General features: G+C 68.2%; 19 protein-coding genes. 11 read left to right on the top strand and 8 right to left on the bottom strand.

What is annotated here, in order from left to right:
- Nucleotides 1-46: 46 nt before the first annotated feature.
- A complete protein-coding gene (gene trhO, locus M3M28_RS03035; protein WP_249387377.1) occupies nucleotides 47-946 on the top strand; it encodes an oxygen-dependent tRNA uridine(34) hydroxylase TrhO in 900 nt (299 codons plus the stop codon).
- On the opposite strand, the gene M3M28_RS03030 is transcribed toward trhO, so the two are convergent.
- From M3M28_RS03030 to gltB, 4 genes are all read right to left on the bottom strand, one after another.
- Nucleotides 927-1,481 (bottom strand): hypothetical protein, encoded by a 555-nt coding sequence (locus M3M28_RS03030; RefSeq protein ID WP_249387376.1) that lies wholly within the window; start codon nucleotides 1,479-1,481, stop codon nucleotides 927-929. The two genes, trhO and M3M28_RS03030, sit on opposite strands and share 20 nt — an antisense overlap.
- A 3-nt stretch (nucleotides 1,482-1,484) precedes the next feature.
- A complete protein-coding gene (locus M3M28_RS03025) occupies nucleotides 1,485-1,904 on the bottom strand; it encodes a hypothetical protein (protein WP_249387375.1) in 420 nt (139 codons plus the stop codon).
- Nucleotides 1,905-2,065: 161 nt separating this feature from the next.
- Nucleotides 2,066-3,526: a glutamate synthase subunit beta gene (locus M3M28_RS03020; RefSeq protein WP_249387374.1), complete on the bottom strand. Its 1,461-nt coding sequence runs from the start codon at nucleotides 3,524-3,526 to the stop codon at nucleotides 2,066-2,068.
- On the bottom strand, nucleotides 3,519-8,057 hold the full coding sequence (gltB, locus tag M3M28_RS03015) for a glutamate synthase large subunit (RefSeq protein WP_249387373.1): 4,539 nt from the start codon (nucleotides 8,055-8,057) through the stop codon (nucleotides 3,519-3,521). Before gltB ends, M3M28_RS03020 begins: the two co-directional genes overlap by 8 nt.
- Nucleotides 8,058-8,192: 135 nt before the next feature.
- On the opposite strand from gltB, the gene M3M28_RS03010 reads away from it, so the two are divergent.
- Together M3M28_RS03010 and M3M28_RS03005 are read left to right on the top strand one after the other, a co-directional pair.
- Complete coding sequence (locus tag M3M28_RS03010) at nucleotides 8,193-8,846, top strand: trimeric intracellular cation channel family protein (protein WP_249387372.1); 654 nt, start codon at nucleotides 8,193-8,195, stop codon at nucleotides 8,844-8,846.
- A gap of 9 nt (nucleotides 8,847-8,855) precedes the next feature.
- Complete coding sequence (locus tag M3M28_RS03005) at nucleotides 8,856-9,221, top strand: metallopeptidase family protein (protein WP_249387371.1); 366 nt, start codon at nucleotides 8,856-8,858, stop codon at nucleotides 9,219-9,221.
- Here the strand turns inward: M3M28_RS03005 and M3M28_RS03000 are convergent.
- Nucleotides 9,218-9,772 (bottom strand): nucleoside/nucleotide kinase family protein, encoded by a 555-nt coding sequence (locus tag M3M28_RS03000; protein WP_249387370.1) that lies wholly within the window; start codon nucleotides 9,770-9,772, stop codon nucleotides 9,218-9,220. The genes M3M28_RS03005 and M3M28_RS03000 overlap by 4 nt on opposite strands.
- Nucleotides 9,773-9,988 carry a hypothetical protein gene (locus M3M28_RS02995; RefSeq protein ID WP_249387369.1) on the bottom strand — a complete coding sequence of 72 codons (216 nt, stop codon included), beginning with the start codon at nucleotides 9,986-9,988 and terminating at the stop codon, nucleotides 9,773-9,775. It lies immediately after the preceding gene.
- 85 nt (nucleotides 9,989-10,073) lie between these two features.
- Here M3M28_RS02995 and glgX point away from each other — a divergent pair, with 85 nt between their 5' ends.
- From glgX to treZ, 3 genes are read left to right on the top strand one after another with little or no spacing between them, the layout of a single operon-like run.
- The gene (gene glgX, locus M3M28_RS02990) at nucleotides 10,074-12,251 is read left to right on the top strand and encodes a glycogen debranching protein GlgX (protein ID WP_249387972.1); all 2,178 of its coding nucleotides are present in this window, start codon (nucleotides 10,074-10,076) and stop codon (nucleotides 12,249-12,251) included.
- A gap of 13 nt (nucleotides 12,252-12,264) precedes the next feature.
- Nucleotides 12,265-14,607 (top strand): malto-oligosyltrehalose synthase, encoded by a 2,343-nt coding sequence (gene treY / locus M3M28_RS02985; RefSeq protein WP_249387368.1) that lies wholly within the window; start codon nucleotides 12,265-12,267, stop codon nucleotides 14,605-14,607.
- On the top strand, nucleotides 14,607-16,400 hold the full coding sequence (treZ, locus tag M3M28_RS02980; RefSeq protein ID WP_249387367.1) for a malto-oligosyltrehalose trehalohydrolase: 1,794 nt from the start codon (nucleotides 14,607-14,609) through the stop codon (nucleotides 16,398-16,400). Before treY ends, treZ begins: the two co-directional genes overlap by 1 nt.
- A gap of 7 nt (nucleotides 16,401-16,407) precedes the next feature.
- Here treZ and M3M28_RS02975 read toward each other — a convergent pair whose 3' ends face one another.
- The gene (locus M3M28_RS02975; RefSeq protein WP_249387366.1) at nucleotides 16,408-17,049 is read right to left on the bottom strand and encodes a Type 1 glutamine amidotransferase-like domain-containing protein; all 642 of its coding nucleotides are present in this window, start codon (nucleotides 17,047-17,049) and stop codon (nucleotides 16,408-16,410) included.
- A gap of 70 nt (nucleotides 17,050-17,119) precedes the next feature.
- Between M3M28_RS02975 and M3M28_RS02970 the strand changes: the two genes are divergently transcribed.
- The 3 genes from M3M28_RS02970 (at nucleotide 17,120) to M3M28_RS02960 (ending at nucleotide 19,999) form a co-directional block, all read left to right on the top strand.
- A complete protein-coding gene (locus M3M28_RS02970; protein WP_249387365.1) occupies nucleotides 17,120-18,430 on the top strand; it encodes a Cpe/LpqF family protein in 1,311 nt (436 codons plus the stop codon).
- 89 nt (nucleotides 18,431-18,519) lie between these two features.
- A complete protein-coding gene (locus tag M3M28_RS02965) occupies nucleotides 18,520-19,152 on the top strand; it encodes a TetR/AcrR family transcriptional regulator (RefSeq protein ID WP_249387364.1) in 633 nt (210 codons plus the stop codon).
- The gene (locus M3M28_RS02960; protein WP_249387363.1) at nucleotides 19,145-19,999 is read left to right on the top strand and encodes a 3-hydroxyacyl-CoA dehydrogenase; all 855 of its coding nucleotides are present in this window, start codon (nucleotides 19,145-19,147) and stop codon (nucleotides 19,997-19,999) included. The genes M3M28_RS02965 and M3M28_RS02960 overlap by 8 nt, the downstream gene beginning before the upstream one ends.
- Nucleotides 20,000-20,005: 6 nt before the next feature.
- On the opposite strand, the gene dinB is transcribed toward M3M28_RS02960, so the two are convergent.
- The gene (gene dinB / locus M3M28_RS02955) at nucleotides 20,006-21,280 is read right to left on the bottom strand and encodes a DNA polymerase IV (protein WP_249387362.1); all 1,275 of its coding nucleotides are present in this window, start codon (nucleotides 21,278-21,280) and stop codon (nucleotides 20,006-20,008) included.
- Nucleotides 21,281-21,309: 29 nt separating this feature from the next.
- Between dinB and M3M28_RS02950 the strand changes: the two genes are divergently transcribed.
- The gene (locus M3M28_RS02950) at nucleotides 21,310-23,034 is read left to right on the top strand and encodes an AMP-binding protein (RefSeq protein ID WP_249387361.1); all 1,725 of its coding nucleotides are present in this window, start codon (nucleotides 21,310-21,312) and stop codon (nucleotides 23,032-23,034) included.
- The gene (locus M3M28_RS02945) at nucleotides 23,031-24,002 is read left to right on the top strand and encodes a LacI family DNA-binding transcriptional regulator (protein WP_249387360.1); all 972 of its coding nucleotides are present in this window, start codon (nucleotides 23,031-23,033) and stop codon (nucleotides 24,000-24,002) included. Before M3M28_RS02950 ends, M3M28_RS02945 begins: the two co-directional genes overlap by 4 nt.
- Nucleotides 24,003-24,008 lie beyond the last annotated feature (6 nt).

The raw sequence follows: 24,008 nt of genomic DNA, 5'->3' as shown, positions 1-24,008 counted from the left end.
CTAGGGATACGCGGCGAACGCCCTCGCGAACGTAGAATTGGCGACTATGGCCACTCCGAAGATCCTCCTCTATTACGTCTTCACTCCCCTGGCCGACCCCGACGCGATCCGGCTCTGGCAGCACACGCTGTGCGAGCGACTCGGGCTGCGCGGCCGCATCATCGTGTCGCCGCACGGTATCAACGGCACGGTCGGTGGCGACGTGGTGGAGTGCAAGAAGTACGTGCGCGCGCTGAAGCAGTACGCGCCGTTCAAGGACGTCGACATGAAGTGGTCGGAGGGCACCGGCCTCGACGACGAGGGCTTCAGCCTCGACTTCCCCCGCCTCACGGTGCGAGTGCGCCCCGAGATCGTGTCGTTCGGCACACCCGACGAGCTCGAAGTCGACGAGCAGGGCGTCGTCGGCGGCGGCACGCACCTCGCCCCGGAGGAACTCCACAAGCTGCTCGAGCAGAAGCCCGATGCCGTCTTCTTCGACGGCCGCAACGCAGCCGAGGCCACGGTCGGCCGGTTTAAGGATGCGGTGGTGCCGGACACCGTCACCACCCACGACTTCATCCGCGAGCTCGACTCGGGCAAGTACGACGACCTCAAGGGCAAGCCCGTGGTCACCTACTGCACCGGCGGCGTGCGCTGCGAGGTGCTCTCGGCGCTCATGATCAATCGCGGCTTCCAGGAGGTCTACCAACTCGACGGCGGCATCGTGCGCTACGGCGAGCGCTTCGGCAACGACGGGCTCTGGGAGGGCTCACTCACCGTGTTCGACGGCCGCCAATACATCGACTTCGCGCCCGACGCCAAGGTCATCGGCCGCTGCGTCGTCTGTGACTCCCCCACCCCGCGCCTGCAGAACTGCGCCGATGACACCTGCCAACAGCGGCTCGTAGTGTGCGAAAACTGCTCGGCCACCCACCCCGTGTGCGCGGCTACTGCGGCGAAACAGTGACGTCGTCGACCGAATCGACACCGAGGTCGTCGAGCGAGAACTCATAGGCGTAAACGGCCTGCGGGCTCCATGCACAGTTCATCTGGTCGTCGCCGCTCGACTCGCTCGTGACGAGGTCATAGGCGATTTGCCCCGCGCCGTCGGTCGCGAACGTCAGCGACTGCGGCGGGCATGAACCGAAGTTTGCGATGACGAGCACTTCGCTCGCAAACTCCGGGTTTGGCGTCTGCAGGCTCTCGTCGCGGAGGTCTTCCGGCAGATCCGACCACCAGGCCTCCCACCCGTCTTCGTCGGTGAAGAGCAGTGGCAAGTCATTGTTGGCGACGAGCGCATCGAACTCGCTGCGCGCCGCCACCACATCCTGCTGCCAGAGGTAGCTCTTGGATGCGGGGTCGAGTTCGGTGAGCTGCGTCGTCGCACCGTCGCTGGGGCCCGGCGCCGGGTTCGGCCCGGGCACTCCGCCCGCGCCGCAGCCCGCGAGCATTCCCACCGCAAGGGCCGCCGCGACGGTCTGCCACCAGCGAGAACGCGACATCGGCTACTCCTCTTCTTCTTCCGCCACAAACTTCACCTTAGTGCTTGCATCGACACCGAGATCGTCGAGCGCAAACTCATACAACACGACCTCGCGGGGGTCTTCCCCGCAGTCGTAATTGTTGTCGAGGTTGATCGGACGAAACTCGAGAAAGAGGTCGCCACCACCCGACGTCGCGAACTCCGCCTTCATCGGGTGGCACGTGCCGTGCACCACGAGCACCGCGACCGTGCTGCCGAAATCGAGTTCGGGCAACGGGCCCCACTGGTTCGCGACGTCGTCCTCGGTGGCAATGAACTCGCTCGAGTCGCGAAACGTGTAGCGGTCGACGAACGCATCGCGTTCGTCCTCACCCACCGAGTACTCGGTCCACAATTCCGTCGTCAACGCCGGGTGAATCTCATCGGCGTAACTCGGGGTCACGCTCCCCACACTGTCCGCACCATCACCTGTGCACCCCGCCAAGGGTGCTCCGGTGACGCCGGCCGCGGTGAGCGCGACCCCGCCCCGCATCACTCGCTGCTCCCCAACCATGGCCGCCACTGTTCCATAGTGGGCAGGATGCTGGGTGAACGAGCGCCCAACTACGAGAGCCTCAGCGGCCGCTCACTCGCACGCACCGGCGCGGGCAGCACCGTCGAGCCCGTGAGGTAGCGGTCAACTGCGGCCGCGGCTGATCGGCCCTCCGCAATGGCCCACACGATGAGGCTCGCGCCTCGACCGGCATCGCCCGCCACATATACGCCAGGCTCCTCGGTCGCGTAGTCGTCATCGCGCGACACTGCGCCGCGTTCGAGCGTCACACTGAGCTGCTCCGGCAGCGACTCCGCGTCGGTGCCGGTGAAGCCGAGCGCAAGCAGGCACAGCTCGGCGGGAATCTCCCGCTCGGTGCCCGCCTTCGGGCGGCGCACGCCGTCGACAATCTCGGTCTCGGCCACGAGTAGCGCGCGCAGTTTGCCGTCGTCGTCCGCGAGGAACTCGACGGTCGACGCGAGGTACTTGCGCTCGCCGCCCTCCTCATGGCTCGTCTGCACCTCGAACAGGTTCGGATGCGTCGGCCACGGCTGGTGTGCCGGACGCTCGCTCGGTGGCTGCACGCCAATCGCGAGGTTCGTCACGCTCTTGGCTCCCTGACGGTGCGCGGTACCGATGCAGTCCGAGCCGGTGTCGCCACCGCCGAGCACGACCACGTGCTTGCCCTTCGCCGAGATCTGCTCGGCGACCTGGTCGCCCGCACTCGCGTGGTTCTGCTGCACGAGGTACTCCATCGCGGTGTGCACCCCGTCGATGTCGCGCCCCGGCACTGCCAACTCACGCGACTTCAGTGCTCCGGTCGCCACGACGACCGCGTCGAAGCGCTCGCGCAGCTGGCGCCACGTCATGTCGCGGCCGATCTCGATGCCGGTGCGGAAGCGCGTGCCCTCGGCCGTCATCTGCTCGATGCGGGCGTCGATGCGGTCCTTCTCGAGCTTGAAGTCGGGGATGCCGTAGCGCAGCAGGCCGCCGATGCGGTCGTCGCGCTCGTACACCGCGACGGTGTGACCGGCGCGCGTCAGTTGCTGCGCCGCCGCGAGACCCGCGGGCCCCGAGCCGACAACCGCGACCGTCTGGCCAGTGAGGCGGGCGGGAGCGTGCGGCTCCATCCAGCCGTTCTCGGCGATGTCGTCAGCGATGGCCTGCTCGATCGACTTGATCGCGACGGCGGGCTGGTTGATGCTCAGCACGCACGACGACTCGCAGGGCGCCGGGCAGAGACGGCCCGTGAACTCGGGGAAGTTATTCGTCGAGTGGAGCCGGTCGGCGGCAAGCTTCGACTCGCCCCGCCAGATGAGGTCGTTGAACTCCGGAATCAGGTTGCCGAGGGGGCAGCCCTGGTGGCAGAACGCCACACCACAGTCCATGCAGCGACCCGCCTGACGCTGCAGCACCGCACCGTCACGTTGAATCTGCTGCACCTCTTTGAAGTCGAGGATGCGCACCGCCACCGGTCGCTTCGGCGGCAGTTCACGCTCAGTTACCTTGAGAAATCCACGCGGGTCAGCCACGGGTCACCTCCTTGATCTTTTCCCATACGAGTTCGCTGTCGGGGTCATCGCCCTGCTGCTCGGCCCGGTCACGAATCGCGTGCACCGCCGCCCAGTCGCGCGGCACGAGCCGCGTGAAGCGCGACCAGTCCGCAGCATCCAGCAGCCGTCGCGCGACGGCCGACTCGGTGAGCTCGGCGTGCCGCTCAAGCAGCACGCGCAGCTCCATGACGTCCTCATCGCTCAACGACTGCAGCTGCAGCTCGCCGCTCGCGAGGGCCTCGGGGTTCACCTTGCGGGTGTCGAGGTCGAGCACGTACGCCGTGCCACCCGACATGCCCGCGCCGATGTTGCGGCCGGTCGGGCCGAGAATCACCGCGGTGCCGCCGGTCATGTACTCCAGCGCGTGGTCGCCGACACCCTCGCAAATGCCGATCGCGCCCGAGTTGCGCACGAGGAACCGTTCGCCCACGACGCCGCGCAGCGCCAGAACACCGCTCGTCGCGCCGTAGCCGATGACGTTGCCCGCGATGACGTTGCGCTCGGCGACGAAGCTCGCGCGGCGGTCGGGGCGCACCACGACCTGCCCGCCCGAGAGGCCCTTGCCGACGTAGTCGTTCGCGTCGCCGAACAGCGTGATGTTGATCCCGCGAGGCACGAACGCGCCGAGCGACTGCCCCGCCGAGCCCGTGAAGTTGAGCTCGATCGTGCCGGGCTCCGCGCCGGCCTCGCCGAGCAGCTTCGTCAGCTCGTTGCCGAGCATCGTGCCCACGGAGCGGTCGGTGTTCGCGATCGCGAGATCAAGGCGGATGCGCTCCCCCGACTTCAGCGCCTCGCGCACCTGCGGAATGTAGGCCCAGTCGAGTTGCGCCTCAAGCTCGTGGTCCTGCTGCGTCGTGTGGCGGCGATCGCCGCGACCGGCCACAGCAAACACGCCCTCGAGGTCGAGTCCGTCGGCCTTCCAGTGTTCGACGGCGTCGTCGAGGTTGAGTAGCTCGGCGTGGCCGGTCGCCTCCTCGAGACTGCGGAAGCCGAGCGACGCGAGAATCTCGCGAACCTCCTCAGCGATGTACTCGAAGAAGGTCTCGACGAACTCCGGCTTGCCGGTGAAGCGCTCGCGCAGCTGCGGGTTCTGCGTCGCGACGCCGACCGGGCAGGTGTCGAGGTGGCACACGCGCATCATGATGCAGCCCGACACGACGAGGGGCGCGGTCGCAAAACCGAACTCCTCGGCGCCAAGCAGCGCGCCGATGACGACGTCGCGGCCAGTCTTGAGCTGTCCATCCACCTGCACCGTCACGCGACCGCGCAGCCCATTGAGCATGAGCGTCTGCTGCGCCTCCGCGAGGCCGATCTCCCACGGCGTGCCCGCGTGCTTGAGCGAGTTGAGCGGGCTCGCGCCGGTGCCGCCGTCGTGGCCCGAAACGAGCACCACATCCGCCTTCGCCTTCGCCACGCCGGCCGCCACTGCGCCGATGCCCGAGTGGGATACGAGCTTCACGTGGATGCGGGCGTCGCGGTTCGCGCGCTTGAGGTCGAAGATGAGCTGCTTGAGGTCTTCAATCGAGTAAATGTCGTGGTGCGGCGGCGGTGAAATGAGGCCGACGCCGGGCGTCGCGTGCCGCGTGCGCGCGACCCATGGGTAGACCTTCTCGCCGGGCAGCTGACCACCCTCGCCGGGTTTCGCGCCCTGCGCCATCTTGATCTGAATGTCGTCGGCGTGGGTGAGGTACATGCTCGTCACGCCGAAGCGACCCGAGGCAACCTGCTTGATCGCGCTGCGGCGCTCGGGGTCGAGCAGGCGGTCGGTGTCTTCGCCGCCCTCGCCGGTGTTCGACTTGCCGCCAAGGCGGTTCATCGCGATCGCGAGCGTCTCGTGCGCCTCCTGCGAGATCGAACCGTACGACATCGCGCCGGTCTGGAACTTCTTGACGATCTCGCTCACCGACTCGACCTCGTCGATCGGAATCGGCGAGCGCGCCTCGGTGCGCAGCTTGAACAGGCCACGCAGCGTCTTCAGCTCGCGCGCCTGGTTGTCCACAAGCGAGGTGTACTCGCGGAACACGTCGTAGCGCTGGCTGCGCGTCGAGTGCTGCAGCTTGAACACGGCCTCGGGGCTGAACAGGTGCGGGGCACCGTCGCGGCGCCACTTGTACTCGCCACCCGACTCGAGGCGGCGGTGATCGAGCGCCGCGCGTTCCGACTGGTACGCGAGCACGTGCCGCTGCCGGGTCTCCTCGGCGATCGTGTCGATGCCGATGCCGCCGAGGCGGCTCACGGTGCCGGTGAAGTACGTGTCGATGAGCTCCTGCGAGAGGCCGACCGCCTCAAATGCCTGCGCGCCGATGTACGACGACACAGCCGAGATGCCCATCTTCGACATGATCTTCATGACGCCCTTGCCGAGCGCCTTGATGAGGTTGTGCACGGCGTCGTCGACGGTGATGCCCTTAAGCGAGCCGCTACGCACGAGCTCCTCGGCCGACTCCATCGCGAGGTACGGGTTCACCGCGCTCGCGCCGTAGCCGAGCAGCGTCGCGATGTGGTGCACCTCGCGGGCGTCGCCGGTCTCGACGAGCAGGCCGACCTCCATGCGGTGTCCCTCACGAATGAGGTGCTGGTGCACGGCGCTCACGGCGAGCAGGGTCGGGATCGGTGCAAGCTGCTCGTCGGAGTCGCGGTCAGAGATGATGATGAACTGCGAGCCGCGCGCGACCGCCGCATCCACCTCTTCGCACATCGCCTCGAGGCGATGCTCCATGGCGTGCTCGCCCTCGGCCACGGCGTAGAGCGCCGAGATGACGCGCGTGCGGCGCGAACCGGGCGTGCGGTCAATGTGACGAATCTTCGAGAGCTCATCGTTATCGATCACCGGGAAGTCGAGGATGACCTGGCTCGCGTGCTCCTCGGTCGCGGTGAGCAGGTTGCGCACCGGGCCGAGCCCGCTCGACATCGACGTCACGACCGACTCGCGGATCGAGTCGAGTGGCGGGTTCGTCACCTGCGCGAACGCCTGGGTGAAGTAGTCGAACAGCAGGCGTGGGCGCTCGGACAGCACGGCGATCGGGGTGTCCGAGCCCATCGCGCCGAGCGGCTCGGCGCCGGTGCGAGCCATCGGCTCGATGAGCATCTTGAGCTCTTCTTCGGTGTAGCCGAAGGCGCGCTGGCGGCGCACGACCGAGGCGGGCGTGTGGCTCACGTGCTCGCGCTCGGGCAGGTCGTCGAGCTTGATGCGGGTCGACTCGAGCCACTTCCCCCACGGCTTCGAGCGGGCGAGCTCCATCTTCACCTCGTCGGAGGGAATGATGCGGCCGGCCTCGGTGTCAATGAGGAACATCACTCCGGGCTGCAGACGGCCGCGGGCGCGGATGCGCTCGGGCTCGAGGTGCGGCATGACGCCGGTCTCGCTCGCCACGACGACGAGGCCGTCCTCGGTGACCATCCAGCGGCCCGGGCGCAGCCCGTTGCGATCGAGCGTCGCGCCGACGAAGCGGCCATCGGTGAACGAGATCGACGCGGGCCCGTCCCACGGCTCCATGAGCAGCGAGTGGAACTCGTAGAAGTCGCGCAGCTGCTGGGGCATGTCGTCGGAGTTTTCCCACGCCTCCGGCACCATCATCATCATGGCGTGCGGCAGGCTGCGGCCCGAGAGCGTAAGCAGCTCGAGCACCTCGTCAAACGAGCCCGAGTCGCTCAGCCCCTCGGTGATGATCGGGTAGAGCGGGCGCAGGTCGCCGAGCAGCTCGCTCTCGAGCTGCGACTGACGCGCGAGCATCCAGTGGCGGTTGCCCTCGACGGTGTTGATCTCACCGTTGTGCGCGATCATGCGCAGCGGCTGCGCGAGCGGCCACGAGGGGAACGTGTTCGTCGAGTAGCGCGAGTGCACGATCGCGAGGCGCGAGGTGAAGCGCTGGTCGCTGAGGTCGGGGTAGAAATCCTCGAGCTGCAGCGTCGTCACCATGCCCTTGTAGGTAACGGTGCGCGCCGACAGCGAGGGCAGGTAGTCGCCGAGTTCGCGCTCGATGCGCTTGCGCATGCGGAACGTGAGGCGGTCGAGCTCGATGCCGCTCGCCCTGGTTGTCGCCGAAGTCACGAAGATCTGGCGGATGACTGGCATCGCGTCGCGCGCGAGCGAGCCGAGCACCTCGGGCCGCGTCGGCACCTCGCGCCAGCCGAGCACTTTGAGGCGCTCCTGCGACGCGATGCGCTCAATCGCCTTCGCCGCGGCGTCGGGCTCGTCGACCGGCAGGAACACGAGGCCGGCGGCGTACTCGCCCGGGCTCGGGAGCGAAAAGTCGACGACCGCACGGAAAAACTCGTCGGGAATCTGCGACAGGATACCGGCGCCGTCACCGGTGCCTTCGTCCGAGCCCACGGCGCCGCGGTGCTCGAGGTGGCGGAGCGCGTCGAGGGCGCCCTCGACCACGTCGTGGCCCGGTGCGCGGCGCAGGGTGGCCACCATGGCGAGGCCGCATGAGTCCCGTTCAAACACGGGATCGTATAGGCCCTGTCGTTCGGGCGTGTTGAGCGCCGAAATGCGCTGCTGCGACATGTCTCACCTCTTTGCGGGTTGGGTTTTGTGGCAGGTCGAAACGTCGTCGATTCGACCGACAGTTCGAAAGTTTACACAGAGCGCAGATCACACTAAATGTATGGGCTTCATTCTTGGTGGTGCGACCATGGCTCTGTGACTACCGCCGAACTCATCGTGAGGCTCTTCGACTACCTCGGCACCTTCGCGTTCGCTTTGAATGGCGCGATGGCGGCGACGCGTGTCGTGCGCCTCGACATTGTCGGCGTCGTCACGCTCGGCATCATCACGGCGACCGGCGGTGGCGTGGTGCGCGACGTGCTGCTCGGCGACACACCACCGGCGATGTTTGGCGACTGGATCTATCTCGCGGTGGCGCTCGTTGGCGCGCTCATCGCGTTCTTCGTCGCGCGGCCCCACCACATCCTCAACTCGACCGTGCAGGTGCTCGACGCGGTGGGTCTCAGCCTCTTTTGCGTCGTCGGCGCTCAGAAGGCGCTCGCATTCGGCGTCGAGCCAATTCCCGCCGTGCTCCTTGGCGTCATCACGGCCGTCGGCGGCGGCACGATCCGCGACATGATGCTCGGCCGGGTGCCGACCGTGCTCACGAGCGAGCTCTACGCGATTCCGGCGCTCGTCGGCGCCACCCTCGTGGTCGTGCCATTCGCCATTTGGCACCTCGACGGCCTACTCGGCGTCTCGACACAACTCGTCGGCGCGATCGTCTGCTTCCTCATCCGTACCCTCGCGATTCACTTCAAGCTCAGCGCGCCGATCGCGCGAGCGACGCCTGACAAGCACGATCACTAGGCTGGCGTCATGCCCGACGCGCCCCTCGAGTTCCCGAACATCGACCTGGATGCCTTCGAGCAACTCGTCTTCGCCGAGCTCGATGCCCTGCCAGATGCCGCGGTCGACGGGCTCGATAACGTCGTTTTTCTTGTCGAGGATCGCCCCGAAGATGGCTGGATGCTCGGGATCTACGACGGCGTCGACCTCACCGAACGCGGCACCTACGACTGGGGCCCGCTGCCCGACCGCATCATCTTGTTTCGCGAACCGCTGCTCGAGTTCTGCAGCTCACTCGACGAACTACGGCACGAGATTCACGTCACGCTCGTGCACGAGATCGGGCATTACTACGGCATCGACGACGCACAGCTCCACGACCTCGGCTGGGGCTAGGCCACCCGCTGCGGGGCCGGCCAGCCGTGGTCGGCGAGCACCGCGATCGCCTCGGCGACGCCGATGTCGGCGGGCAGTGTGAGGTCGGCAAGTTCGGCCGAGCCCTCGGCCGCGTAGAACGTGTCCTCCTGCTGACGCCACGCCTCCCACCAGGCGTCATCGCCGTCGCGCAGTGAGGCGCGACGGTGACGCAGTTCGGCATCGACCTCAAACCACGCGCCCACGGTCACGAGCCGTCGGCTCGCGCGCGTCAGGGCACCGCATCCCTCGACCACAATGAGCCCGGGATGCACGGGTACGCCGAGTTCGAACGCGTCGGCATGCCAGTTCCAGCGCCGCGGCACGACCACGTCACCCGCAAGCACGGGCTCGAGCACCTCGCGCACGAGGTAGTCGGCACCGTCGGCGAGTCCACCCCAGCCTGGGTAGAAGTCCTCGACGTGCACGAGCTGCGCGCCCGTCACGAGGGCGACATCGCTCGCAAGCGTCGTCTTGCCGGCGCCCGAGCGACCATCGATGGCGAGGATGCAGCTCGTGCGCTGCGTCGCCACCTAGCGGCGCTTCTTCTTCAGCGCCTTGAGAATGCGCGGCACCGCCCAGCCCGACACGACCATGAGCGGCGTGAGCACGGCCAGCAGCGCGACGATGTTCGGGCGGAAGCGAGTGCCATAGCCGTCGGTGAGCACGTAGCCCAGCGGCAAGGAGACGTTGCCTGCCGTGAACTCGACCTGTTCGATCGACTCGGATGCGGTGGTTGCGTCAGTCATACAACTCACGATAGGCGGCTCGTCTGGGCAGAGTCAGGAAGCCGCCGACCCCGCGCACTACGCTGGCAGCGTGACTCAAGACACCATCGAGAGCTGGCCAGGCACGCCTTACCCGCTCGGAGCAACCTATGACGGCTCGGGCACGAACTTCGCGATTTTCTCGGAGGGCGCCGAGTTGGTTGAGCTCTGTCTGTTCGACGACGAGGGCGTCGAAACGCGCGTGCGGTTGTACGAACGTGACGGCTTTGTCTGGCACTGCTACCTGCCCAAGGTGCTGCCCGGACAGCGGTACGGCTTCCGCGTGCACGGCCCCTACGACCCGGCGAGCGGTCAACGCTTCAACCCAAACAAGCTACTGCTCGACCCGTACGCGAAGGCGATCGACGGCAACATCGAGTGGAACCAATCGGTGTTCGCGTACAACTTCGGCGACCCCGACTCTCGAAACGACGAAGACTCCGCGGCGTCGATGCCGAAGGGTGTCGTCATCAACCCCTTCTTCGATTGGGTCGGCGACCGCCACCCGCGCACGCCCTACGCCGACTCGTTCATCTACGAGGCGCACGTAAAGGGCCTCACCCAGCTCCACCCGGATGTGCCGGAGGACATGCGCGGCACCTACGCGGGCATCGCGCATCCCTCAGTTGTCAACCACCTCAAGAACCTCGGCGTGACCGCGATCGAGCTCATGCCGGTGCACGAGTTCGTGCACGACTCAACCCTGGTCGAGAAGGGCCTGCGCAACTACTGGGGCTACAACACCCTGAACTACTTCGCACCGCACGGCGACTACTCATCGGCCGGCGACAACGGCCAGCAGGTGCAGGAGTTCAAGGCGATGGTGAAGACCCTGCACGCGAACAACATCGAGGTGATCCTCGACGTCGTATACAACCACACGGCGGAGGGCAACCATCTCGGCCCGACCCTGAGCTTCCGCGGCATCGACAACGAGGCCTACTACAAGCTCGAGGGCAGCGACAAGCGGTACTACACCGACTACACGGGCACGGGTAATTCGCTCAACATGCGCAGCCCGCACTCGCTGCAGCTGATCATGGACTCGCTGCGCTACTGGGTGCTCGAGATGCACGTCGACGGCTTCCGCTTCGACCTCGCCTCGACGCTCGCGCGCGAGCTGCATGACGTCGACAAGCTCTCGAGCTTCTTCGACCTCGTGCAGCAGGATCCAATCGTCTCGCAGGCGAAGCTCATCGCCGAGCCGTGGGATGTTGGTCCCGGCGGCTACCAGGTGGGCAACTTCCCGCCGCTGTGGACCGAGTGGAACGGCAAGTACCGTGACACCGTGCGCGACTTCTGGCGCGGCGAACCGGCAACGCTTGGAGAATTCGCCACCCGCATCACCGGCTCGAGCGATCTCTACCAGCGCGACGGCCGCCGGCCCGTCGCATCCATCAACTTCGTCACCGCCCACGACGGCTTCACGCTGCGCGACCTCGTGTCGTACAACGACAAGCACAACGACGCGAACGGCGAAGAGAACCGCGACGGCGAGAGCCACAACCGCTCGTGGAATTCGGGGGTCGAAGGCCCGACCGACGACCCGGCGATCAACGAGTTGCGCGGGCGCCAGCAGCGCAACTTCATCGCGACGCTCATGCTCTCGCAGGGCGTGCCGATGCTGCTGCACGGTGATGAGCTTGGCCGCACACAAAACGGCAATAACAACACCTACGCTCAGGACTCGGAGCTGAGCTGGGTGCACTGGGACACCGCCGACGCCGAGCTCGTTGACTTCACGCGGAGCCTCGCCGAGCTTCGCCACAACCACCCGACGTTCCGTCGCCGGCACTTCTTCTCGGGCCGCATCGCAAAGCGTGGCGAGGGTGAGGGCCTGCCTGACGTCGTCTGGCTGTCAACCGACGGCAGCCGCATGGAGAGCGAGGACTGGAACGAGGCGTTCGTGCGCGCCATGGGCTACTTCCTCAACGGCGACGCCATCACCGGCCGCGATTCGTGGGGCCAGCGGATCACCGATAAGTCGTTCCTCATCTACTTCAACGCGTCGGAAACCGACGTCGAGGTGACCGTGCCCTCACACGAGATCTCGATGACGTGGGAAGTCGTCGTCGACACGGCCAGCGGCGAGCGCACGCACGCGCAGCCCGGCGACACCTTCGTGATGCCCCAGCGGTCGATGGTGGTGTTACGCGAATGGAGCGAGGCGGATGCCGTGCCGACGGTCACGTCATCGATCTCCGTCGTCACCCCGTCGCCGACCGATCAGACGTCCATGAGCTAGCGAAAGGAATCGCATGCGCACCCCGGCGAGCACCTACCGACTCCAGCTTTCTTCGGAGTTCACCCTCGACGATGCCGCCCGTCTTGTGCCCTACTTTGTCGATCTCGGCGTGGATTGGCTCTATCTCTCCCCCATCCTGCAGTCGACCGAGGGGTCAACGCACGGGTACGACGTCGTTGACCCGAGCCGCGTCGACGAAGCCCGCGGAGGCCGCGAAGCCCTCGTACGCCTCGCCGAGGCCGCGCACGAGGCCGGCCTCGGCATCCTCGTCGACATCGTGCCGAACCACGTGGGCGTCGCAGTGCCGCGGCAGAACCCGTGGTGGTGGGACGTGCTGCAGCACGGCAAGGGCTCGCGCTACGCGCACTTCTTTGACATCGACTGGCCGGCTGGCGGCGGCAAGCTACTCCTGCCGGTGATCGGCGACGCCGACATGCCCACCGAACCGGGCGCGCCCATCAACGGCATGTCGGTTGATCGCGAGGCCGGCGTGCTCCGCTACTACGACCACGAGTATCCGCTCGCCCCCGGCAGCGCCGACGACGAGTCGCTCGGCGTGCGCACGGTGCACGACGCCCAGCACTACGCGCTCGTGCACTGGCGCCGCGGCGACTGGTCGCTCAACTACCGCCGCTTCTTCACGGTCACCGAGCTCGCAGGGGTGCGGGTTGAGGAGCCGGAGGTGTGGGATGCGGCGCACGCCGAGATCCTCTCGTGGGTGCGGGAAGGACTCGTCGACGGGCTGCGCATCGATCACGTCGATGGCCTGCGCGACCCCCGCGGCTACCTGCAGCGCCTGCGCGAGCACGCGAACGTCTACATCTCGGTCGAGAAGATTCTTGAGCCCGGCGATCAGCTGCAGCCGTGGCCGATCGACGGCACCACCGGCTACGACGCCCTCGGCGAGTTCGAGCGCGTGCTCGTCGACGACGAGGGCCGCGACGATCTCGACGAGCAGTCGGCGTCGCTCTCGCACGAGGACGTCGACGACTGGCAGACCCTCGTGCACGGCGCCAAGCGATTCGTCACCGATGGACCCCTGCACGCGGAGGTTCGCCGCGTCGCACGAGACCTCGACGGCGTCGCCGAACCCGACGAGCGCACCGTCGACGCGATCAGCGAGATCGCCGCGTGCTTCGGCGTCTACCGCACCTACCTGCCCGACGGCGTCGAGCACCTCGAGCAGGCGGCACGGGATGCGGCCGACTGGCGCAGCGATCTCGCCGACGCGATCGAGCGGGTGCTCGGCAAACTGCGCGACCCCGCCAACGAGGGCGCGCTGCGGTTTCAGCAGACGAGCGGCATGATCATGGCGAAGGCGGTCGAGGACCGCTCGTTCTACCGGTACTCGCGGCTCACCTCGCTCAACGAGGTCGGCGGCGACCCCTCGGTCTTCGCGTACTCGCCCGAGCGGTTCCACGAGTTGCAGGCCGAGCGCCAGGATCGCTGGCCGCACGCGCAGACCGCGCTGACCACGCACGACACGAAGCGCAGCGAGGATGTTCGGGCCAGGCTGGATGCGCTGAGCGAGCACCCAGAGCTCTGGCGCGACTCGCTCGAGCAGCTGCTCGAGATCGCGCCGATCTCGAACCCGGCCTTCGGCAATCTGCTCTGGCAGGCGATCATCGGCGTCTGGCCTGCGAGCCGCGAGCGCCTCTATGCCTATGCCGAGAAGGCGGCGCGCGAGGCCGGCGACCACACGACTTGGACCGAGATCAACAGCGGCTACGAGGAAGAGCTGCGCGCCGCGATCGACGCGGCCTTCGACCATCCGGCCGCCCGCGCAATCGTCGCGAACCTCATCGAGGAGCTGCGGCAGCCCGGCTGGTCGAACTCGCTCTCGATGAAGGCGCTGCAACTGCTCGGCCCCGGCGTGCCCGATGTCTACCAGGGCACCGAGCTCTGGCAGCACTCGCTCGTCGACCCCGACAACCGCCGGCCCGTGCCGTGGCTCGAGCAGACGGCGGCGCTGAGCGCGATTCTGCGCGGCGCTCGCCCCGCGTTTGACGAGAGCGACCTCACCGGCAGCGTGAAGCTGCTGCTCACGGTAATTGGTCTGCGCCTGCGCAAGGGCCTGCCCGACCGCTTCACCGAGTACCGGCCGCTGCACGCGCACGGCGCCTCGGCCGACCACCTCATCGCGGTCGACCGCGGTGGCGTCGTCGTGCTCGCGACGCGGCTGCCGATCGACCTCGAGCGCGGCGGCGGCTGGCACGACACCCGCCTGCAGCTGCCCGAGGGCCGCTGGGTCGACCAGATCGACGGCATCACCTATGAGGGCGAAGTCGGCGTCGCCCACCTGCTCAAGCACTGGCCCGTCGCGATGCTCGCGCGCAGCGATCGTGAGGAGCAGTAATGCGCGACAGTCGCTTCGATGTGTGGGCGCCACGGGCGCAGCGGATGCGCGTGCGCATCGAGTCCGACACTCACGACATGCGCCGCGAGCGCGGCGGCTGGTGGCGACCCGAGGGGCTCCCCGAGCTGCCGAGTGAAGTCGACTACGGCTACCTCATCGACGACGAGGAGACGGTGACGCCCGACCCCCGCTCGCGTCGGCAGCCGGCCGGCGTGCACGGCCCCTCGCGCACCTTCGACGCCGACGCCTACGAGTGGCAGGACGAGCAGTGGCGTGGCCGCCAGCTCGCGGGCAGCGTGATCTACGAGTTGCACGTCGGCACGTTCACGCCCGATGGCACCCTCGATGCCGCGATCGAGCGACTCGATCACCTCGTCGACCTCGGCGTCGACTTCGTCGAGCCCATGCCTGTCAACGCCTTCAACGGCGACGTCGGCTGGGGCTACGACGGCGTCTACTGGTATGCCGTGCACGAGCCCTACGGCGGGCCCGGTGCCTACCAGCGTTTCGTCGATGCCTGCCACGAGCGCGGCCTCGGCGTGATTCAAGATGTCGTCTACAACCACCTCGGCCCCTCGGGCAACTACCTCGGGAAGTTCGGGCCGTATGTGTCGTCGCGCCACCAGACCGACTGGGGCGACGCGATCAACCTCGACGACTTCGACTCCGACGAGGTGCGCCAGTACATCATCGACAACGCGCTCATGTGGGTCACCGACTTCCATGTGGACGGCCTGCGGCTCGATGCCGTGCACGCGCTCATCGATACCCGGGCGACGCACATTCTCGAGGAGCTCGCGAACGAGGTCGAGGCGCGCTCGGCGTTTCTGGGCCGGCCGCTGACGCTCATCGCGGAGTCCGACATGAATGCACCGCGGCTCATTTCGCCGCGCGCCGCCGGCGGCTACGCGCTCACCGGCCAGTGGTCAGATGATTTCCACCACGCCGCGCACGTGTCGCTCTCGCGCGAGTCCGACGGCTACTACGAGGACTTCGCGAGCACGCCCGGCCACGGCCTCGGCGCGCTCGAGAAGGTGTTCACGCAGGGTTTCTTCCACAACGGCGCGATGTCGACGTTCCGCCGCCGTCACCACGGCCGGCCGCTCGGCCCCGCCACGAACGCGTGGCGCCTCGTCGTGTCGACGCAGAACCACGACCAGATCGGCAACCGGGCCCGCGGCGACCGACTCAGCGAGACGCTCAGCGTCGGGCAGCTCGCGGTGGGCGCGACGCTGATGATGTGTTCGCCGTTCACGCCGATGCTGTTTATGGGCGAGGAGTGGGGCGCGACGACGCCGTTCCAGTACTTCTCGTCGCATCCCGAGCCCGAGCTCGCCGAGGCCGTGAGCCGCGGCCGCATCAGCGAGTTCTCGCGCATGGGCTGGGACGAGTCGCAGGTGCCCGACCCGCAGGATCCCGACACGTTCCGCGCATCCCGCCTCGAGTGGATGGAGCTCGACGGCCCCGAGCGCCAGTGGCTGCTCGACGTCTACCGGCGACTCATCGCGCTGCGCCGCAGCCGGCCGCAATTCACGCGGCCGTGGCTGCGCGACGTGTCGGCGAAGGCCGACGCCGAGCTCGGCGTGTTCACGTTCTGGCGCGGCGACCTCGAGGTGGTCTGCAACTTCTCGGATGCGGCGCGCGAGCTCGAACTCGACGTCGACATCGCGTGGACCTCGTACGAGGAACTGCCCGAGATCGTGTTCGCGACCGACGAGCGCGTCACGGTGGCCGGCACGCACGCGTTCCTGCCGCCGCACTCGGCCGCGGTGTTCGCCCCGCAGCTCGAGTAGCGCAGCGCTACTCGGCCGAGGAGATCAGGCGCTCGCCGCGGTCGTCGACGACGTAGGCCTGGTCGTCATCGACGGGCTGCAGCTGGTAGCGCTCGCCGTAGGTGGTGAGGATGCTCGAGATCAGCTCGGGCGGGTACGGCGGCAGCTGGCCATCGGCGTGCGGGACGATGACCGCGTCGATGAGGCCGAGGCCCCGGTAGCTCGGAAGGTTGGGAGCCTCGTCTGGGTCGTCCATCGGCACGATCGGCTCGAGGCTCGGGCCCACGACGATCGAGCCCGCGCTGAGGCCGATGTAGGGCAGGCCGGCCTTGACTCGCTCGATGATGAGCTTGTCGGCGCCCGAGATGCGCATCGCCTCGCGCAGCAGGAAGGTGTTGCCGCCGCGCACGTAGAGGGCGTCGATACGGTCGAGCGCCTCGGCGACCTCGTCGGGCTTCATCTCGGCGAGGAAAAGGTCGTCGACCGTCTCGACGAGGTCGACGACGCGCTGGCGCTCCTCATAGAGCCACGCCTGCATGGTGTCGTGCTCGGGCACGCGCCCAATCGCGTCGTGCACGAAGCCGATTCGCGCCTTGCCCGGATGCTCGAGGTGGTTGCGCAGGAAGCCCCACAGGGCACCGGCCTGCATGGACAGCAGCAGCAGCTTCATGCGCACAGGGTACCGAAGCCGCGTGTGCCGCGACCGATACCCTGGACGTTCGCCAGCCGACAGGAGCCCCATGCGAATCCGACACCTGCTGACAGTGACCCTCGCGACGGCGATGCTGCTGCTCGCCGGCTGCGCGAGTGGCGCATCCGAACCCGAACCGACGCGCACCGAGGCGGCCGGAACGAAGCCGGCCGAGTTGCCCGAGACGCCCGCGGGCGAACGGATGCGCTGGCTCCACGAACTGCTCGAGGGTGACGACGACGTCACCCCGCACGACCTCGACGGCGTGTTCAGCGAGGAGTTCACGGCCGCGGTTCCGCTCGACGAGGTCGTCTCGCTGCTCAACACGAACATCCGCCCCGCCGCGCCATTCGCGCTGCGCGACTACGTCGGCGACGAGCTCAGCGCGAGCGTCGTGTTCGAGGGCGCGATCGGCGAGCCGTTCACGGCACAGCTTTCGGTGACGAGCGACGGCACGATCACCGGCCTGCAGCTGCTGCCCGAGCTCGAGCACGAGGCGGCCACGAGCCTCGACGAGGTGCAGGAACGCCTCGCGGCCCTGCCAGTTTCGACGGAGCTGTTCGTGCGCGTCGACGATGACGATGTCGCCGCCACGGACGGCGAGGCACGGCCGATCGGGTCGATCTTCAAGCTGTGGGTGCTGCTCGCGGTCGTCGACGCGATCGACGCCGGCGAACTCTCGTGGGGCGACGAGCTCACGGTGACCGACGACGCCAAGTCGCTCCCGAGCGGCCGACTGCAGGACGAGCCGTCGGGCACGACCGTGACCGTCGCCGAGGCGGCCGAGCTCATGATCTCGATCAGCGACAACACCGCGACCGACCTGCTCATGACGGCGGCCGGCCGCGAGCGCGTCTCCACCGCGGCGCCCGAATCGATGCGCCCCGTCGCGTCGACCGCCGAGATGTTCGAGCTGCTTTACGGCGGCGACGCCGAGCGGCTCGCGGCGTACGAGGCGGCGGATGCGGCGGGCCGGCAGGAGATCCTCGACGGCATCGACTCGCTCACGGTCGAGGTGAGCGACGTCGACCTCACGGTCTCGATGGTGGCGGCGCCGACCTGGCAGGCGACGCCCGCCGACATCGTCGATGCCTACGACCAACTCGCCGAGGACGCGACCGCGCATCCCGAGGTCGACGCGGCGCTCAGCGCGAACCCCGGCGTACCGGTCGAGGGATACGACTCGCTCTGGTTCAAGGGCGGCTCGCTCTCGGGCGCCGTCGCGGGTTCGTGGCGCGGCATGCTGCCGAGCGGCGAAACGGTCACCGTCGTCGTCATCGCATGGGGTGACACGCAGCCCGTCGCCGACGCCACCGTCGAGACGCTGCTGCTGGCCGGAGATGCGCTCGCGCTGCCTTGACCGAGCCTGTCTTGACCCGCACTTAAAAATGAGTATGCTCATTAATAATTGAGGTCAAGGTTTCGGACTCAGTGAAGAAGGTGATCCGGATGACCGACGCACCGCAGGGGCGGCGCGAGCGCAACAAGCACGAGAAGCGCACTCGCATTCTCGCCGAGGCGGGCCGCCTGTTCGCCAAGCACGGCTACGCCGCGACGACCACGAGCGCCATCGCCGAGGCCGCCGACGTCTCGCACGGCACGCTCTTTCGCTACGCGCCCTCGAAGCCCGCGCTCATGCTCATGGTCGGCAACGCCACGCTGAGCGCGCGGCTCGCCAAGTACTCGGTTGCGGGGCACGGCACCCCGACCGACCGCATCGTCGCGCTCGTGGCGCCGTTCTTCGACGACCGCACGCAGCTCGAGAACCTCGTCGCGTACCAGCGCGCCGCGCTCGACGGCGACCCACACGAGGAGCACTGCGCCGAGGCGGTCGCCATCGTCGAGCGGCTCATCGACGCGATCGGCGAGCTCCTGCTCGAGGTCGCGGAACGACCCGATTCGACCGACGGGGCGCACCTGGCGGCCGAGGCGATCTACGCGTCGCTGCACCTGCAGATCGAGCTCGCCGACCGTGACGGGCGCTCCCCCGCCGACCTCACGACACACTTCCGTGGCCAAACCGAGCTGATCGTTCGGGGCTATCTCGCCACGGTCACAGGAAAGAAGGAAAGCAATGACTGACATCAAGAACGTCACCGTGCTCGGCTCGGGCGTGCTCGGTTCGCAGATCGCGTACCAGACCGCCTACGCCGGCTTCACCGTCACCGCATGGGACATCAACGACGACGCCGTCGCCGCGGCGAAGGAGCGCTTCGCGGGCCTCGCCCAGCGCTACGACGCCGAGGTTGAGGGCGCGAAGGACGGCAAGTCGGCCGCCGCGCTCGAGCGCCTCACCGCGACGAGCGACCTCGCCGCAGCGGTGGCCGACGCCGACCTCATCATCGAGGCCGTGCCCGAGAGCCCCGAGATCAAGACCTCGACGTGGGAGCAGGTCGGCGCTCTCGCCCCCGAGAAGACGATCTTCGCCACCAACTCGTCGACCCTGCTGCCCTCGAGCTTCAAGGATGCGACCGGCCGCCCGAACAAGTTCCTCGCGCTCCACTACGCGAACCAGATCTGGGCGCAGAACACCGCCGAGGTCATGGGCACCGCCGACACCGACCCCGAGGTCTATAAGACCGTGGTCGAGTTCGCGAAGGAACAGGGCATGGTGCCGATCGAGGTAAAGAAGGAGCAGCCGGGCTACGTGCTCAACACGCTGCTCGTGCCGCTGCTCAACGCCGCCGGCTACCTCTATGCGAACGGCATCGCCGACGCCGAGACGATCGACAAGACCTGGCGCATCGGCACCGGCGCACCCCGAGGCCCGATGGAGATCTTCGACATCATCGGCCTCACGACCGCCTACAACGTGTCGATCATGGGCGACGAGGAGTCGCAGAAGTTCGCAAAGATCCTCAAGGAGGACTTCATCGACAAGGGCAAGCTCGGCATTGCCACCGGCGAGGGCTTCTACAACTACAAGTAAGCCCACCTAGGTCGACGGTCGGTTCGGGCGCTCGCTGAGTCCCGTGCCGCCGTCGCGCCGTTCACCCCGGCCGAGCAGCGACGCGGGGCGGATCGCGGCCTTGCCGAACTTCGCAACCGCCGCATCCGCCGCCCGCTCGGCCGCCGACCACTCGTCGTCGCGTTGCTCGTCCCAGAGCAGCAGCGACGTCGCCTGCCCGGCCTCGACGAGGTCGGCCGCGCGCACTCCGATGAGCCGCACCGGTCGGCCCTCCGCATGCAGCTCGTCGAAGAGCTGCCCGGCCGCGCGATACAGCGTAAGGCCCGTGTCGGAGGGCCGCTCGAGGCGCACCTGCCGCGAGACCGTCTCGAAGTTCGACCAGCGCAGCTTCACCGCGACGGTCGCCGCCGCGAGGCCGGCCCGGCGCAGGCGCGCGGCCACCGCATCCGCCTGCGCCCGCACCTCGCGCAACAGGGCCGCGTGCGAGGTCACGTCATCTTCAAACGTCTGCTCGTGCGACACCGACTTCTCGCGTCGCGTCACCTCGACGGGCCGCGAGTCGCGCCCCCACGCGAGGTTCGCGAGGTGCGCGCCCATCGACTTGCCGACGATACGCTCGAGCGCCGCGGGCGGCGTGTGCGCGAGCTCAAACACGGTGTGGATGCCGCGGCCCCGCAGCTTCGTCTCGGTCGTCTCGCCGACGCCCCAGAGGGCGCCCACCGGCAGGGCGTGCAGAAACGGGATCGTCTCGGACTCGGGAATCACGAGCAGCCCGTCGGGCTTGCACTTGCCGCTCGCGAGCTTCGCCACGAACTTCGTCGATGCGACGCCGACCGAGCAGGTAAGACCCGTGCGCGCGTGCACCTCGCGGCGGATGCGCCGGGCGATCTCCGAGGGCGAGCCGAAGAGTCGCACCGAGCCCGACACATCGAGAAACGCCTCGTCGATCGACAGGGGCTCGACGAGCGGCGTGAACTCGCGGAAGATCGCCATGACCTCGTCGGACGCCTCGCGGTACTTGTGCATGTGGCCCGAAATCACGGTGGCGCCGGGCGCGAGCTGCAGTGCCCGCGCCATCGGCATCGCGGCGTGCACGCCGAGCGCCCGCGCCTCATAGCTCGCCGACGACACAACGCCGCGGCCGCCGGCGCCGCCCACAATGACGAGTTCGCCGCGCAGCTCGGGGCGGTCACGCACCTCGACGGAAACGAAGAACGCGTCCATGTCGACATGCAGAATCGTGGCGCTGCCGTCGTCGTGGGCATCACCCACTTCGCGCGCGCCGAGCTGTTTCCGAGACATGCATCCATTCTGGTCAATAAACTGCACATATGAGCGATGCCGCAGTCAACGTTGCCGAGTTCAACGCGAATCGCGTGTGGACCAAGAACTACGCGCCGGGGGTACCCCGCGATATTGAGCCAGTCACCACCTCGCTCTACGACGAACTGGCCGACCGGGCCCGCAACTTCGGCGATCGGCCCGCGCTCGAGTTCTTCGGCGCCGAGCTCACCTTCGCCCAGCTGCACGATCACGTCGTGCGCTTCGCGAACGGCCTGCGCCGCATCGGTGTGAAGCGCGGCGACCGCGTCGCGATCGTGCTGCCGAACTGCCCCCAGCACGTCATCGCCTACTACGCGACCCTGCGCCTCGGCGCGACCGTCGTCGAGCACAACCCGCTCTACACCCGCAGCGAGCTGCGCACGCAGTACCAGGACCACGGCGCCGTGTTCACCATCGCCTGGGACAAGCTCGCGCCGGTCGTGCAGTCGCTCGCGGGCGAGGTCGACGTGCGCCGGGTGATCTCGGTGAACATGACGAAGATGATGCCGACGAAGATGCAGCTGCTGCTCAAGCTGCCGGTGAAGAAGGCGCGCGAGTCGCGTGACAAGCTCACCGGCAAGGCGCCCGGCACCGTGCCGTTCGAGAAGATCCTGCACCAGGTGCCGATCGGCGACGAGGTGCCGAAGCCCGGCCCCGACGACATCGCGATGCTCGCGTACACCTCGGGCACGACCGGCACCCCGAAGGGCGCCAAGCTCTCGCACGCGAACCTGCTCGCGAACGGCCGCCAGGGCAAAGCATGGATGCCCGAGTTCACGATGGGTGAGGAGACGATCTACGCGTTCCTGCCGATGTTCCACTCGTTCGGCAACCTGCTCGGCACGATCTACGGCGTCGTGACCGCGTCGCGCGTCACCCTCTTCCCCACTTTTGACCCCGACCTCATCGTCGACGCGTCGAAGGTGCACCCCGCCACGTTCTACCCCGGCGTGCCGCCGATGTTCGACCGCCTCGCGCGCATCGCCCGCGAGGGTCGCCTTGACCTCTCGAACGTGCGCTACGCGATGAGTGGCGCGATGACGCTGACCGATGCCGTGGTCGAGCGCTGGGAGGCCGTCGCCGGCGGCGGGCTCAACGAGGGCTACGGGCTTACCGAGGCCTCCCCCATCGTGTTCTCGAACCCGTTCGGTCCGACCCGCAAGATCGGCACGATCGGCCTGCCCCACGCCTCCACGACGATTCGCGTCGTGAACCCCGACAACCCCGATGAGGATGTTCCGCTCGGCGAGGTCGGCGAGCTCATCGTGCACGGACCCCAGGTTTTCCAGGGCTACTGGAACAACCAGGAAGAGACCGACAAGGTGCTGCTGCCCGGCCGCTGGCTGCGCACCGGCGACCTCGTGACGCAGGACGCCGACGGCTTCATCACCGTCGTCGACCGCGCGAAGGAGCTCATCATCACGGGCGGCTACAACGTCGCCCCGACCGAGGTCGAGCAGGTGCTCGTGCAGGTGCCGGGCATCGCCGAGGCCGCCGTCGTCGGCATCCAGCGCGGTTCGTCGGGCGCCGAGTCGGTGACCGCGGCGATCGTGCTCGAGGAGGGCGCGAGCTTCGACGAGGCGGCGACCCGCGCGTACGCGCACGACCACCTCGCCGAGTTCAAGGTGCCGCGCAGTTACACCGTCGTCGACGAACTGCCGAAGTCGCTGCTCGGCAAGGTGCTGCGCAAGAAGGTGCGCGAACAGCTCAGCGCCCCCAAGGCCGGCAAGTGAGCCGACCCACCCTGCGCGACGTCGCGGCCCGCGCGGGCGTGTCGACCGCCGCCGCCTCGCTCGCGCTGCGCGATCTACCGGGCGTGAGCCCCGCGACGCGCGACAGCGTGCTCGACGCCGCGGGCGCCCTCGGCTACGTCGTCAACGTGAGCGCCCGCAACCTGCGCCGCCGCCGCACCGACACGATCGGCATTTACCTGCCGCCCGGCACGACACTGCAGTGGTACTACGCCGACTTCGCGGTCGGGGTGAGCAACGCAGCCGGCGACCGGGGCGTCGCCGCCCTGATCCTGCCGCAGCACGGCGACCCTCGCCCGTTTCTCGCGCACGTCGACGGCATCGTCACGGTGGATGTGCGCACCACCGACCCGCTCGCCCGCGCCGTGCTCGGGGCGGGCCGCGAGGTCGTCACCGGCGAGCGCGTGCCCGAGGGCCAGCCACAGCCCGACGGCGTCGTCTTCGTCGACCACGAGCGCGAGATGACCGGGCTGCTGCGCCACCTCGAGCAGCGGGGCTCGACCTCGATCGGAGTGCTGCTGCCGCCCGAGGACACCGCCTGGGGCATCGAGGTCGCCCGCGCCGCCCGCCGCTTCGCCGACGACTCGGCGGTCGAGGTGCACGAGGTGCCGGTGTCGTTCTCGCCCGAAACCGAAGAGATTCAGGCCGCCTGCGCCGCGCTGCCCGCCGGCGTCGACGCGATCGTCGCGGTGCCCGACGGCACGGCCACGAGCGTCGCCGGCGTGCTGCGCTCGCGCGGCCAGCGCATCCCCGAGGATGTTCGGCTCGCGTCATACACCGACGCGCAGTCCGACCGCCTGCTCGACCCGCCGGTCACCGCGATCGACCTGCGGCCGAGCGAGTTCGGGGCGCGCTGCGCCCAGCTGCTGCTCGATCTGCTCGAGGGCGCAGACGTGCCCCGCGAGCAGCAACTCGACGTCGAGCTTCGTGCCCGAGCAGCAACCAACTAAATCGAT

This window comes from Gulosibacter sediminis (assembly GCF_023370115.1).
Lineage (GTDB): Bacteria > Actinomycetota > Actinomycetes > Actinomycetales > Microbacteriaceae > Gulosibacter > Gulosibacter sediminis_A.
Note: the sequence above shows the minus strand (reverse complement) of the source record. Positions and strands in the feature narration are given on the sequence as shown.

Coding starts and splice junctions, on each gene's coding strand:
- treY (WP_249387368.1), top strand. CDS start 12,265: ATGCGCACCCCGGCGAGCACCTACCGACTCCAGCTTTCTTCGGAGTTC.
- treZ (WP_249387367.1), top strand. CDS start 14,607: ATGCGCGACAGTCGCTTCGATGTGTGGGCGCCACGGGCGCAGCGGATG.
- dinB (WP_249387362.1), bottom strand. CDS start 21,280: ATGTCTCGGAAACAGCTCGGCGCGCGCGAAGTGGGTGATGCCCACGAC.
- M3M28_RS03030 (WP_249387376.1), bottom strand. CDS start 1,481: ATGTCGCGTTCTCGCTGGTGGCAGACCGTCGCGGCGGCCCTTGCGGTG.
- trhO (WP_249387377.1), top strand. CDS start 47: ATGGCCACTCCGAAGATCCTCCTCTATTACGTCTTCACTCCCCTGGCC.
- M3M28_RS02975 (WP_249387366.1), bottom strand. CDS start 17,049: ATGAAGCTGCTGCTGCTGTCCATGCAGGCCGGTGCCCTGTGGGGCTTC.
- M3M28_RS03005 (WP_249387371.1), top strand. CDS start 8,856: ATGCCCGACGCGCCCCTCGAGTTCCCGAACATCGACCTGGATGCCTTC.
- gltB (WP_249387373.1), bottom strand. CDS start 8,057: ATGTCGCAGCAGCGCATTTCGGCGCTCAACACGCCCGAACGACAGGGC.
- M3M28_RS02995 (WP_249387369.1), bottom strand. CDS start 9,988: ATGACTGACGCAACCACCGCATCCGAGTCGATCGAACAGGTCGAGTTC.
- M3M28_RS02950 (WP_249387361.1), top strand. CDS start 21,310: ATGAGCGATGCCGCAGTCAACGTTGCCGAGTTCAACGCGAATCGCGTG.
- M3M28_RS02960 (WP_249387363.1), top strand. CDS start 19,145: ATGACTGACATCAAGAACGTCACCGTGCTCGGCTCGGGCGTGCTCGGT.
- M3M28_RS02965 (WP_249387364.1), top strand. CDS start 18,520: ATGACCGACGCACCGCAGGGGCGGCGCGAGCGCAACAAGCACGAGAAG.
- M3M28_RS02970 (WP_249387365.1), top strand. CDS start 17,120: ATGCGAATCCGACACCTGCTGACAGTGACCCTCGCGACGGCGATGCTG.